14 protein-coding genes are annotated in these 13,070 nt (G+C 36.5%); 10 read left to right on the top strand and 4 right to left on the bottom strand.

Features of this window, described 5'->3' with window-relative positions; genetic code table 11:
• Positions 1-58 precede the first annotated feature (58 nt).
• Both JNUCC52_RS22690 and JNUCC52_RS22695 read left to right on the top strand, forming a co-directional pair.
• Positions 59-943, top strand: a complete 885-nt coding sequence (locus JNUCC52_RS22690) for an AraC family transcriptional regulator (RefSeq protein WP_173479001.1) — start codon at positions 59-61, stop codon at positions 941-943.
• Between the two features lie 170 nt (positions 944-1,113).
• The gene (locus JNUCC52_RS22695) at positions 1,114-2,154 is read left to right on the top strand and encodes a beta-carotene 15,15'-monooxygenase (protein ID WP_337980898.1); all 1,041 of its coding nucleotides are present in this window, start codon (positions 1,114-1,116) and stop codon (positions 2,152-2,154) included.
• A gap of 103 nt (positions 2,155-2,257) precedes the next feature.
• On the opposite strand, the gene JNUCC52_RS22700 is transcribed toward JNUCC52_RS22695, so the two are convergent.
• Entirely contained in the window at positions 2,258-2,782 is a 525-nt protein-coding gene (locus JNUCC52_RS22700; protein ID WP_337980899.1) for a hypothetical protein, read from the bottom strand.
• 89 nt (positions 2,783-2,871) lie between these two features.
• A complete protein-coding gene (locus JNUCC52_RS22705; protein ID WP_337980900.1) occupies positions 2,872-3,336 on the bottom strand; it encodes a hypothetical protein in 465 nt (154 codons plus the stop codon).
• A 231-nt stretch (positions 3,337-3,567) separates the two neighbouring features.
• Here JNUCC52_RS22705 and bioD point away from each other — a divergent pair, with 231 nt between their 5' ends.
• From bioD to JNUCC52_RS22730, 5 genes are all read left to right on the top strand, one after another.
• Positions 3,568-4,272 carry a dethiobiotin synthase gene (gene bioD / locus JNUCC52_RS22710; RefSeq protein WP_173478997.1) on the top strand — a complete coding sequence of 235 codons (705 nt, stop codon included), beginning with the start codon at positions 3,568-3,570 and terminating at the stop codon, positions 4,270-4,272.
• A complete protein-coding gene (gene bioA / locus JNUCC52_RS22715) occupies positions 4,253-5,656 on the top strand; it encodes an adenosylmethionine--8-amino-7-oxononanoate transaminase (protein WP_337980901.1) in 1,404 nt (467 codons plus the stop codon). Before bioD ends, bioA begins: the two co-directional genes overlap by 20 nt.
• A complete protein-coding gene (locus tag JNUCC52_RS22720; protein ID WP_173478995.1) occupies positions 5,623-6,216 on the top strand; it encodes a biotin transporter BioY in 594 nt (197 codons plus the stop codon). Before bioA ends, JNUCC52_RS22720 begins: the two co-directional genes overlap by 34 nt.
• Positions 6,213-7,208: a biotin synthase BioB gene (bioB, locus tag JNUCC52_RS22725; protein WP_337980902.1), complete on the top strand. Its 996-nt coding sequence runs from the start codon at positions 6,213-6,215 to the stop codon at positions 7,206-7,208. The genes JNUCC52_RS22720 and bioB overlap by 4 nt, the downstream gene beginning before the upstream one ends.
• Before the next feature lie 356 nt (positions 7,209-7,564).
• Complete coding sequence (locus tag JNUCC52_RS22730; RefSeq protein WP_337980903.1) at positions 7,565-7,687, top strand: hypothetical protein; 123 nt, start codon at positions 7,565-7,567, stop codon at positions 7,685-7,687.
• 64 nt (positions 7,688-7,751) lie between these two features.
• Here the strand turns inward: JNUCC52_RS22730 and JNUCC52_RS22735 are convergent, their stop codons facing one another.
• A complete protein-coding gene (locus JNUCC52_RS22735; RefSeq protein WP_337980904.1) occupies positions 7,752-8,348 on the bottom strand; it encodes a LysE family translocator in 597 nt (198 codons plus the stop codon).
• Between the two features lie 113 nt (positions 8,349-8,461).
• On the opposite strand from JNUCC52_RS22735, the gene JNUCC52_RS22740 reads away from it, so the two are divergent.
• On the top strand, positions 8,462-9,022 hold the full coding sequence (locus JNUCC52_RS22740) for a helix-turn-helix domain-containing protein (protein ID WP_337980905.1): 561 nt from the start codon (positions 8,462-8,464) through the stop codon (positions 9,020-9,022).
• A 50-nt stretch (positions 9,023-9,072) separates the two neighbouring features.
• Here the strand turns inward: JNUCC52_RS22740 and JNUCC52_RS22745 are convergent, their stop codons facing one another.
• A complete protein-coding gene (locus tag JNUCC52_RS22745; protein WP_173478991.1) occupies positions 9,073-10,236 on the bottom strand; it encodes an aminotransferase-like domain-containing protein in 1,164 nt (387 codons plus the stop codon).
• 128 nt (positions 10,237-10,364) lie between these two features.
• Here JNUCC52_RS22745 and JNUCC52_RS22750 point away from each other — a divergent pair, with 128 nt between their 5' ends.
• Both JNUCC52_RS22750 and JNUCC52_RS22755 read left to right on the top strand, forming a co-directional pair.
• Entirely contained in the window at positions 10,365-11,768 is a 1,404-nt protein-coding gene (locus tag JNUCC52_RS22750) for an aminotransferase-like domain-containing protein (RefSeq protein ID WP_337980906.1), read from the top strand.
• Between the two features lie 39 nt (positions 11,769-11,807).
• Positions 11,808-13,046, top strand: a complete 1,239-nt coding sequence (locus JNUCC52_RS22755; protein WP_337982250.1) for a DNA polymerase IV — start codon at positions 11,808-11,810, stop codon at positions 13,044-13,046.
• The last annotated feature ends 24 nt before the right edge of the window (positions 13,047-13,070 follow it).

Below are 13,070 nucleotides of genomic sequence, written 5' to 3' on the forward strand. Positions count from 1 at the left end.
TACTTGAAGAAATATCGAATTATACGGTTAGAAATATCAATATATTGAGGTGATTACAATGGCGCTAACACATATTAAAGTAGCGAAAGATTTACAGGAATTAACGTTACATGGCTCGAATGCTTTTCCTGTTGCGTTATATGAAACGTATTTGCGAATTGATCGGCGTGATTTTTTACCATTACATTGGCATAAGGAAATTCAATTTGTCTATGTCAAAAGTGGACGCATCAAATATCGTGTAGGTGCTGATGTGTTAATACTTGAGGAGGGGGAGGGCTTATTTGTCAATGCGGCTTGTTTACATGAAGCAAGACCTTACAATGTTGAGCAATCGCAGCTTTTTTGTATAAATGTAGATCCAAAATTTTTAGGAGGACATGAAGGGAGTATTGTCACAGCTAAATATGTCAGTCCATATGTAGAAAATAATAGACTCCCATATGTAAAGCTTTCAGGAGAGCTTGCGCAAGAAGTTGAAAGAACTGCTCACCTAATAAAAGAACGAACTGCGTATTTTGAAATTCAAGTGTTGAGGGCATTGCTATCGATTTGGGAATCGATATTAATGCAATCAAAGCTAACAGAGGAAACGATGCAGTCATCGATGATTGTCCAACATGAGCGTGCAAAAGAAATGCTCGATTATATCCATTGTCATTATCAAGAAAAAATAACACTTGAAATGTTAGCTGCACATGTTTTTATAAGTAGAGCTGAATGTAGTCGCTTCTTTAAAAAAATAGTGGGTATAACACCTTTTACCTATTTATTACAATATCGTTTACGAAAAAGTATCGAACTGTTGCGAGATAGTGAGCATTCCATCACTTTTATTGCCTCCATCACTGGCTTTAGTACGGTGAGCTACTATATTGAACGCTTTAAGGAGTATACGGGCTATTCCCCCCATGTGTATCGTAAAAAATTTCTAGCAAAATAACCTACTGCGGAATGACTGGACAAATCAGTGAACATTCAATGACAACTCTAGCATAATAAAAGTCGTTTGTTATGGAAAAGACTTTGAAAATTATACCAAATATTTTAAAGTTAACTATATAGATAACAATAGGAATGGAAGTAATGGCAATTTTAAAGGAGGGATACGTCATGATAGCCTTAAAAGAGAAGCGAAATATTTGGCTTGTATTTTTATTCGTTGTATTAATTAGTAACTACTCGCTATATAACACAGGCATTGGTGTGTCGATATTACCAGCCGAAACAGCAGGCGTTGTACTCGGTTCATTACTCGATTTTATAATCGTTATGCCAGTGTTAATGATGCTTTATAAACGAAAATTTTCTATTAAGCAAGCGATTATTTTAGCCGCTTCAGGCTGTATTGCTGCACGTTTTATTATTCCAATCGATCATTTACAGCCGTTCGTCGCGGTAACTTGGGCTGGATTTGCGATTGAGGGTGCACTAATTGTTATTGAAGTATTATTCGTCACAACGCTTGTCTACTATATGCCTAAAATATTTGCGGATGTAAGAGCAAGTGCACTGCCAGATATATTCTCTTTTCCGCAAGCTGTTGAAAAACATGCGCCGAAGTATCCGATCATTCAATTGCTCTGTACAGATTTACTCGTTCTTTATTACGGATTTGCAAGTTGGAAGAGGAAAGAACGAGCGGGAATTACTTTGCATAAAAACTCCAGCTACATTGCCTTTCAAATGATGATGATTCATGCGATCGTCATAGAAACAATCGGCATACATTGGTGGTTGCATGAGAAATCAATGGTATTATCTATCCTTTTATTAATACTTAATGTATATTCAGTGTTATTTTTCATAGCAGATATTCAGGCAGTTCGCCTAAATCCTATTTATGCAACAAATGATGCACTTTATTTATCTTTAGGTTTAATGAAACGAACGACTATTCGCTTTGCTAATATCGAAAAAATAGAAAAAGACCTAGAATTGTTAAAAGAGAAATTATCGAAAGATACCATTGATTTTATCGCACGTGATTTTGGAGAAGCCTATCCCCAAATAATATTGAAGATGAGAGAACCGCTGGAAGTAACGTTTATGTTAGGCATTAAAAAGCGCTATAATCATGTAGCAATTAAAGTCGATCAAATACAGGAATTAAAAGAAATACTTCAGCAAGGTATGGGAAATAATGAAGCGTGATTGTAATAAAGTTAGCGCCTCGCACATATTTGTGCGAGGCTTTTTTTATTAAACTATTTGAATAAGATAGCCAACTTTTTGTAGGGCAATATGAGGTGGGGGATTATTTTTTACTAGGGAAAATGATATACGAAAGACTAATAACAGCATCTACTAGTAAAACGATGCCCCAAATTTTCATGACTTGGAAGAGGGAAGATGTATCAGTCAGTTGACCGATAAAAATAATCATCGCATACAATAAGCTAGCACTAATTATGTAGGCAATGACATGAAGACCAAGCATTTTAATTTCATGAATACCTTTCGCTAGTCCCGTTAGTCGTTTCTTTTCTATCGGCAGTCTTAAAAACCATTGTTGAAACTTTTCATCTGCCCAAGCAATCATCGTTTTTCCATAGGCAATTGAAACACCAATATATACTGCGGCGATACCATGAGATATGGATGCTGGGGTACCAGCTCGTAAATCCATAACAGTTAGCCATACAAGTAATAAATCAATAATAGGTGTAAGTGCAAAAAAAATGATGCTTAGTTTTTGCTTTTTAAAATGGTATCTACTTATGAGACCTAGTAGGATGACAATCCAAAAGGCAATTTCAGCAGTAATAATCCAAGCAATCATAAAAATATTCTCCTTACTAAATACGGATGTATTTCATTAAATTTACCATATGTTTCAATGTATTACATGAGTAAATTGCCCATCTAGAGTTAATCTAGATGGGCAATTGCTTTTAGTATGTCTTCGCTAACAGCCTCCCAAAATTGTTGCTGTACTGAATCATTATATGTATATAGCTCTTTATTTTGCACGTGCTCGTAAATCTCTGCAATTGTTTCCTTATGAAAATGTAGGCGATGATTTAATGCTTGTCGGTCTTCTTCAATACAAAAATTCTTATAAATATCCGCTAGTCGTTCGAGCTTCGTACACTTTTGTTTTGTCGCCTCATACTGGATTTGATGAAAACGTCCTACTGCTGTATGCATTGAAATTTTTGCTCGATGCTCTGCTTGTAATGTTCGATATTCTTCCTGACGAATGGCCAAGCGGTACCAAAATTCATAACGCACTGGTAAATCCCTAATCTCGTAAGTAAGTAATGAATTTAAAATTTTGCTCACTTGCTCATATGGTTCAATGATTTTCTCAGTTTCTTTAAACAATCCAAACATTTTGCCACCCCCTATCTTCTTAATACTACATAGTAGGACTAAAATCCTTTTTAAATTTTGAAACAACAAATTACTAATAAACCCAAATAAATCGCTAGTGGAACACGCTTTAATTAATATAAAAAAGCAGGATTTTTCGTAAAAAAACTAAAAAGAGCATTTACAAAATGAAAATATATGTGTTAACTTAAATTCTATAGTTAGTTAACTCAAAATGAAAGGGAGGTTAAGATGCAACATTTTTGGGTTGTTGGCACAGATACGGATGTTGGTAAAACCATTGTTACAACATTATTAGTGCGAAATTTGCAAAAACAGGGCTTCCATGTGACGCCTTACAAGCCAGTACAAACTGGTGAAGTCCATGATGGAGAGCAAACCTACTACTACGATACGTCCATGTATGAAAAATATTCTTTACAATTGCTCGACCGAGAAAATTTAAATGGCTATTCATTTAAAGAAGCAGCCTCGCCACATTTTGCTGCTCAACTGGAGGGGCAGCAAATAAATATACAGCGATTATTAAGTCAGATGCAGCAATTACAGCAAAAATGGGATGTTGTCATTTGTGAAGGCGCAGGAGGGATTTTTGTCCCACTGGACTCAGATGGCGAAACAACACTTATCGATGTCATTGTTCAAAGTAAACTACCAGTTGTCGTTGTCACTCGAACAACGCTTGGTACGATAAATCATACGCTTTTAACATTAGAGGCTTTAAACTCACGGCAAATTGAAGTTCTTGGCATTGTTTTCAACGGTGACATGGGTAGTGAGATAGAGCAAGATAATATTAAAACGATTTTAAAACATTACCCATTACCGTTTGCGACGATTCCAATGCTGAAAGATATATCGCAGATGATTGAGTTTGCGATAACGGATACAACATTGTTTGAAAGGCTATTAAAACATGAAACAAGTAATAACTGAATTACAAAAAATGGATTTGCAACATGTATGGCATCCATGCTCTCAAATGAAGGATTATGAGGACTTCCCGCCAATTGTTATTAAAAAAGGACAAGGCGTATGGTTGTACGATGAAAAGAATAATCGTTATTTAGATGCTGTTTCTTCCTGGTGGGTGAACTTATTTGGACATGCTAACCCGCGAATAAGTCAGGCTTTAAGTGAGCAAGCATTTACGTTGGAGCATGTAATTTTTGCAAATTTCTCACATGTGCCAGCTATTAAGCTCGCGCAAAAATTAGTAGCTTTAACACCACGAAGCTTGCAAAAAGTATTTTTTGCCGATAATGGCTCATCCGCGATCGAAATTGCATTAAAAATGAGTTTTCAGTATCACATGCAAATAGGAAAAACGACGAAAAAACGATTTCTTGCATTAACAGATGCTTATCACGGAGAAACACTTGGTGCTTTATCAGTCGGTGGTGTCGATCTTTATAATGAGGTGTATCAGCCACTTTTACTGGATACAGTGCGAGCTCAGGGACCTGATTGTTTTCGTTGTCCCTTCAATAAAAATCCACAAAGTTGTGATGCCCAATGCATATCTTTTGTTGAAAAAGAGCTGAGTCAGCATCATATGGAAATTACAGCGGTCATTATTGAGCCACTGATTCAAGCGGCGGCAGGCATGAAAATGTATCCTTCTATTTATTTACAACGTTTACGGGAGCTATGTACAAACTATGATGTCCATCTAATAGCTGATGAAATTGCAGTTGGCTTTGGTCGAACAGGTACACTCTTTGCCTGCGAGCAAGCTGCTATTTCACCAGATTTTATGTGCTTGTCAAAAGGCTTAACAGGTGGTTATTTACCGCTTTCTGTTGTGTTAACAACAAATGAAGTATACCAAGCATTTTATGATGATTATGCGACGATGAAAGCATTTTTACATTCGCATAGTTATACGGGCAATACACTTGCTTGCCGTGTTGCTCTAGAAGTATTGTCGATGTTTGAAGAAGAGCATTATATAGACATTGTACAAGAAAAAGGTGAACGCATGCGTAAGCTAGCAGTTGAGGCTTTTAGTGATTTGCCTTTTGTTGGCGAATATCGACAAGTAGGCTTTGTCGGGGCAATCGAGTTAGTGGCGAATCGTGAAATGAAAGAGCCATTCTCGAGTGAGGAGCGTATTGGCTATCAAATATATAAAAGAGCATTAACAAAAGGATTACTTATTCGTCCATTAGGGAATGTTTTGTACTTTATGCCGCCTTATATAATAACGGACGAAGAGATGCAATTTATGATACAGACAACAAAAGAAACAATTGTTCAATTTTTTGAAGAACGGGGGAATAATGCATGTTTCAAAGACAATCAACGCTATCACTTGTGATGATCGCAATGTTTGCTGCTTTAACAGCCATTGGTGCTTTTATTAAAATACCACTTCCTGTAGTGCCGTTTACATTACAAATTGTCTTTGTTTTTTTGGCAGGTTGCTTACTTGGTGGACGCAATGGATTTCTAAGTCAACTCGTTTACATAGGAATTGGTTTAGCTGGCATGCCAGTTTTTACACAAGGTGGGGGCATTACATATGTATTGCAACCGACTTTTGGTTACTTAATAGGCTTCGCACTTGCTGCATTAGTGATCGGTTTTCTAATTAATCGAGTAGAAGCTCCAACAAAAAAACATTTCATTGGTGCCAATATTGTAGGGCTTATCATTATTTATGCAGTGGCGGTTCCATATTTATATTTGGCATTGAATGTATGGTTAAATATGCAATCAAGCTGGTCTCATGTTTTCTTAGTAGGGTTTCTAAATAGTATTGTTGCAGACTTTTGCTTAGCGATTGCCTCTGCCTTATTAGCAGAACGATTATATAAAGTATTTCGTTCAGCTAGAGCTATAAAACTTGTGCGAGTTGAAAAGGAGAATGTACAGTGAATTGGTTACAATTAGCAAATGAAGTGATTGCGGGTAAAATAATTAGTCATGACGAGGCACTTGCTATTTTAAATAGTCATGACGATGACATTTTAAAGCTAATGGACGGTGCCTTTGCTATCCGAAAGCATTATTACGGCAAAAAGGTAAAGTTGAATATGATCATGAATGCAAAGAGTGGCTATTGTCCAGAAGATTGTGGGTATTGCTCTCAGTCATCCAAGTCAACAGCTCCTATAGAGAAATACCCTTTCATAACAAAAGAGGAAATATTAGCTGGGGCAAAACGTGCGTTTGAAAATAAAATAGGTACCTACTGCATTGTAGCAAGCGGACGGGGACCAACTCGAAAAGACATCAATATAGTGAGTGAAGCAGTTGAAGAAATTAAAGCACAATACGGTTTAAAAGTTTGTGCTTGTCTTGGATTACTAAAGGAAGAGCAAGCGCAGCAATTAAAAAAAGCTGGTGTTGATCGCTACAATCATAATTTAAATACATCTGCGCGACATCATTCTTTTATTACGACTACCCACACGTATGAAGATCGTGTCAATACGGTTGAAGTTGTGAAAAAACATGGTCTTTCGCCGTGCTCTGGGGCCATTATTGGCATGAAGGAAACGAAAGAAGATGTAGTGGAAATAGCACGTGCTCTGCACCAATTGGATGCAGATTCGATTCCTGTTAACTTTCTACATGCAATCGATGGGACGAAGCTAGAAGGAACTCAGGAGTTAAATCCTCGCTATTGTTTAAAAGTTTTAGCATTGTTCCGTTATATAAATCCAACGAAGGAAATTCGTATTTCTGGTGGCCGCGAAGTTAATTTAGGTTCTCTCCAACCATTCGGAATGTATGCAGCAAATAGTATCTTTGTCGGGGATTACTTAACGACGGAAGGGCAGGAAGTGAATAGCGATTTTCGTATGCTCGAAGATTTAGGCTTTGAAATAGAGCTTACACAAAAGCAAGAAGAAGTGTTTTGTTAAAATCATCATCCTTATAAAATAAAATCTACTACTACTTACTGATGATTGAAATTGGAAGACCGTTTATACGTCGTGGAAAAGGCGTACAGACGGTTTTTCTTATGTTCATGTAAAGTTATCGTAGGCAAGTATATGGTTCATCATTTATACCTAAAATATGAAGATTTTCACAAATTGTTCAATGTAAGCGTTTTGAAATTGAACAGTTTGTGAAGGGCTTCACATAAAGCTTTATTTTTTAAAAAAAGAGCGTAAAATAAGAATCAGCAAGAAGTTGTTATAAGACAGTTTGATTTTTACATCACATTTTCGATGATTGTTATATTACAAAAATAAAATAGAAAGGAGAGGTTAAGATGTGGGTTGTAACAGTATTTGAGAATAATAATGTTCGTATTTTTGAATATACAAACAAAGATGAGGCAACAGCAGCGTTAGCGAAATATAAGAAAAATGCCGTTTTAACATATACAAAATAATGCTTATTCGTTTAAAGAAACCACATTGTACGCAATAACGTACAATGTGGTTTCTTTGTTTTCATTAGTGTATGAGTATTGAAAAGGCACTATAAACTAATAACAGTGCCATTACAATATTAAATGGTTGACGATATTTAATGAGTATTTTGCGAAAAGCTGAACCAAATAGCGCCCAACTAAATGTACTTATAATGCCCACAAACCCTAAAAATAGGGCGAAAAAAATGTAGCTCGTAAACGATGAATAATAAGGGAGAATATAGGTAGCAACTACTGTAATGCCAAATAATATCCCTTTTGGATTTATAAATTGCAAGAAAGCACCGAGCAACAAAAGGCTGCGTTTTTTTTCATTAGAATAGTGGCCATTATTATTATCATTCTCTTTTGAAGTTAATATTTTATAAGCTAAATATAACATATAGAGTACCCCTAAAATGGTTAATGGGAGGTTAATAATAGGCATGACGCTGATGAGTGCAATATTAAAAAAACAACTTAGTGCAGTTATTGTACAAAAACCAATTCCAACACCTAGACAAAACTGAATGGTTTTGGTCAAACCGAATTGATTGGCAAATGCCATGGCCATAATGTTGTTCGGACCTGGCGTAAAGCTAGTAATAACCACGAATACTAAAAAAGATAGGTAGGGCATTTTCATCCTCCTTTTAACTTGTATGTTATAATGTCTGAAATAAACAATATAACGTCGTTCTTTTTATTATACAAAACGTACGTTATATTGTACATATTTAAAGAGGTGATCGTATGGAAGAAATTCATCTTATTTTTGCAAGAAATTTAAAAGCCATTCGAGAAAAAGAAAAATTAAGCTTAGAAAAAGTGTCTCAACTATGTGGTGTAAGTAAAACAATGATTGGACAAATTGAAAGAGGGGAGTCCAGTCCGACGCTTACAACAATATGGAAAATCGCAAATGGGCTAAAGGTTTCTTTTACTTCCCTTATCCATCAACCACAAACGGATACTGAAGTAATTTATAAAAAGGATATTCAAGTATTGTCAGAGGATAATGGAAAATATAGAGTATATCCGAATTTTCCATTTCAAGAGGACGGTCGCTTTGAAATATATACCATTGAGATTGATAAAGAGGGAAAATTAAGCGCTGAAGCGCATAAGGAAGGAACGGAAGAGTTTATTACCGTTTTTGAAGGCGAATTAATGATACGGGTTAATGACAACGAGTATAAATTAAAAAATGGTGACTCTATTCGATTTAAAGCTGACCGACCGCATTTCTATAGCAATACATGTAATACATTAACGAAGTTTGCGATGACAATCTATTATCCTAATGAAAAATAAAAAGCCGTATGGGCGCGTATTCATAGCGCCTTATACGGTTCTTTTTGTCTTTATAAAATACTGCCTAAACGCTTAATCCCTTCACGGATAATTTCAGGTGTGGCATTTGTATAGTTTAGACGCATTGTATTTACGCCTGTTTTAGATGTGTAGAATGGGTCACCAGGAACGAATGCGACTTTTTGTTCCATTGCCTTGTTGAAAACGTCCAATGCAGTTGCTCCGTTATGCATTGTAGCCCAGATAAACATTCCCCCATCTGGTCTTGTGTACGTAACGTGTGCAGGGAAGAATTCTTGCATCGCATCTAGCATTGCATCGGATTGATTTTTATATAATGAAACAATTTTTTTCACGTGTTCTGTATAGTCATTATTTGCTAAATAATCATAAATGACATATTGAGAGAAAATGTTTGTGTGTAGGTCAGTTGCTTGCTTTGCTGTTTCAATATGTTTCATTAACTCTTTGTTTTTTGTAATGACAAAGCCTAAGCGCATACCTGGTGTAACTGTTTTAGAGAAAGAACCTAATAAAATACTATTTTCGAGTTTTCCAGCACCGATATAAGGTAGTGGCTCACCATGGAAGCGTAATTCTCCATACGGATCATCTTCAATTAATGCTACGTCATATTTAGCAATGATGTCATAAATTTGTTGACGCTTTTCCTTTGAATACGTTAGTCCAGTTGGATTTTGAAAGTTTGGTACAGTATAGATGAATTTTACGTTAGGTTGCTGTAAAGCATTCTCTAACTCTTCTAAATTAAGACCATCATTTTCAAGTGTTACACCATAAAAAGTAGGCTCACTTAATGTGAAGGCTTGAATCGCTCCTAAATAGCCTGGCTCCTCAATGATGATGCCATCTCCTTTATTGATAAGTACCTTCCCAATCAGTTCAAGTGCTTGCTGTGAACCAGTTGTAATCAATATATCATCCGCATGGATATCTAACCCATGAACACGTCGATATTTTGCAGCGATGTATTCACGTAGAGGTGCATAACCTTGCGTTGATGAATATTGGAATAGTCGACTACCATTTTCACTAATGGCGTGATCAACAGATGCTTTTAATGCATCAATGGGGAAAGAGATTGGGTTTGGAAGCCCGCCAGCAAAGGAAATAACATCCTCGGCATCCGTTACTTTTAAAATATTACGGATAAATGAGGATGGTGTGTTTAAGATTCTTTCAGAATATTGCATAATTTTATCGGTCCTTTTTCTGATTTTTTAAAAATTATATCATTGTAATCATATGCATACAATATTATCATTGTATGCAAGACAATTTAAATATTGTATGCAAATTTGAGGAGAAAGGGGCATAAAATATGCCATTCAATTCATTTGATGAATACCCAATGAGCTGGAAGCCAAATATCCGTAATATTTCAGGACCAATATATATTGCAATTGCTGAACAGCTTGAACAGGATATTAAAGAAGGTATTTTATTGCCAGGAACAAAGTTACCTCCACAACGTGAGATTGCTGATTATTTAGATGTAAATTTAAGCACGATTACGCGTGCGTTTAAGCTTTGCGGACAAAAAGGGCTCATTTATGCTTCAATAGGGAGCGGTACGTTTGTTTCTTCTGATGCCGCAACGAATAAAATTTTATTACCTACAAGTCATTCTGCTCATATGATTGAGTTGGGTTCCGTGTTGCCTACGACATATGCCAATGAGGAAATAACACGCTATATGAAAAAAATGCTGAATGATTCGCATTTCAGCAATTTGTTTCAATATGGACGACCTGAGGCGAACGCCTGGCAAACAGAAGCAGCAGCAAAACTTTTGGAAAAAGTCGGCTTTCAAACAGATCAGCCTATCGTGTTGGGGGCAGGAGGACAAAATGCAATTGTCGCTACACTAGCAGCATTGTTCCATCCAGGAGATCGCATTGGAACAGATCCAATTACATATGCGGGGATAAAAACGGCGGCGAATATGCTCGGAATACAACTTGTGGCTATTCACCAAAAAGATGGAGAAATGACAAAAGAAGGGCTCTTATATGCTTGTAAAAATGAACATATTAAAGGTCTTTACGTCATTCCTGATTTTCATAATCCTACAACCCATACAATGTCAATCGATACGAGGAAAATGATTGCAGAAGTGGCAAGGCAAAAAGATATAATTGTTATTGAGGATGCAATATATAGCTTTTTACAAGAACAGCCTCTTGCACCAATTGCACTTTATGCACCAGAAAAGGTAGTTTATATTGCTAGCGTGTCCAAAACGATTTCACCTGGGTTAAGACTTTCTTTTGTTGTGACACCTAGTGCTTTAAGAAAGAAAATTATTGAAACATTATATAATATGAATATATCTGTTTCACCAGTCATGGTGGAGCTTACAGCAAGATTAATCCAAGATGGAGTTGCTCAAACGATTTTAGAGAAACAACGATTATATGCTAAACAACAAAATGCCCTTGTTAATCAATATTTAGGTGAGTACAATATTTTAGGCAATGATGAATGCATTTTTAGATGGCTTCTATTGCCTGAAAAATTTACTGGTGTGCAGTTTGAATTGCTTGCATCGAAAGCGGGCGTACAAGTATATGCTGCAGAGCGTTTTGCAGTAGGAAATGCTAAACCTGTAAATGCAGTTCGATTGGCAATAACTGCACCCGAAAATAGCATGCAACTGGAGCAAGCCTTAACCGTATTAAAGGAATTGCTCGAAAGTGATGGTGACTATACTTTTATAGATTAAAAATAGATAGTACATAATAATGGTATGTGTGGTGAAATGATGGAACATAAAGGACGGATTATTTTTCATGTTGATATGAATAGTTTTTATGCATCTGTTGAGCAGGCGCATGATCCTAGCTTAAAAGGGAAACCAATCGCAATTGCAGGGAACCCAAAGGAAAGACGGGGCATATTAGTGACATGTTCATATGAGGCGAGGGCGCTTGGCGTTTATACGACAATGACGGTACATGAAGCAAAACGTAAATGTCCAGATTTATTGTTGCTACCACCAGATTTTCAAAAATACCGTGAGGCTTCCAAAGCGATGTTTGCTATTTTACGTAGCTATACGGCACTGGTGGAACCAGTATCAATTGATGAAGGCTATATGGATGTAACATTATTAAGTAAGGAGCGCCATGCGCTTCAAATTGCCCAGGAAATACAAAGTCGATTATTAGCTGAATTGGATTTGCCTTGCTCTATTGGTGTAGCCCCCAATAAGTTTTTAGCAAAAACTGCATCGGATATGAAAAAACCGATGGGTATTACAGTATTAAGACTACGAGATATTGAACAAGTACTTTGGCCACTTGAAGTAGTCGAAATGCATGGCATTGGTGAAAGTACAGCCAAAAAGTTAAATGACCAAGGCATTTTTACAATCGGTCATTTGGCTAAGGTGGATGAACATAAAATCAAACATATATTAGGGAAAAATGGGGTTAGACTCCGCGCAAGAGCCAATGGAATTGATACTAGAGAAGTTGATCCAGAAGCAATTTATGATACGAAAAGTGTCGGTAATTCTACGACATTACCACATGATGTAACCGATTTACGTGCCTTGCATAAAACGATTGAAGGATTGTGTAAAAAGGTAGCAGAACGGCTTGATGCAAAACGTTTAGCAGGTTCCACAGTCAGTATACAAATTCGTGATGCAGATTGGCACAATCATACACGCTCAAAATCGATGACGAATGTCATTTATCGCTTTGAGGATATTTATGAAATTGCCTGTGGACTATTTGATAAACATTGGGATGAATCGCCTGTTCGTTTGCTCGGGGTGACTGTTTCCAATGTGGTTGATCGGAAAGATTATAGCCAACAGTTGTCTATTTTCAATTTTGAAGAGCATGTAAAAGACGAGCCGATTTTAAAGGTAGTGGATGAGATTGAAGGGCGCTTTGGGAAAGGGATCATTAAACGAGGTGTGGATATCGGCAAACGATCATCTTACCAATCACAAACGAGCTTTAGCAAAGACTTTTTGGACGACCACGAGTAGGAGTTAACCTAAACATAAGTACAA

The organism is Lysinibacillus sp. JNUCC-52 (assembly GCF_015999545.1).
Taxonomy (GTDB): domain Bacteria; phylum Bacillota; class Bacilli; order Bacillales_A; family Planococcaceae; genus Lysinibacillus.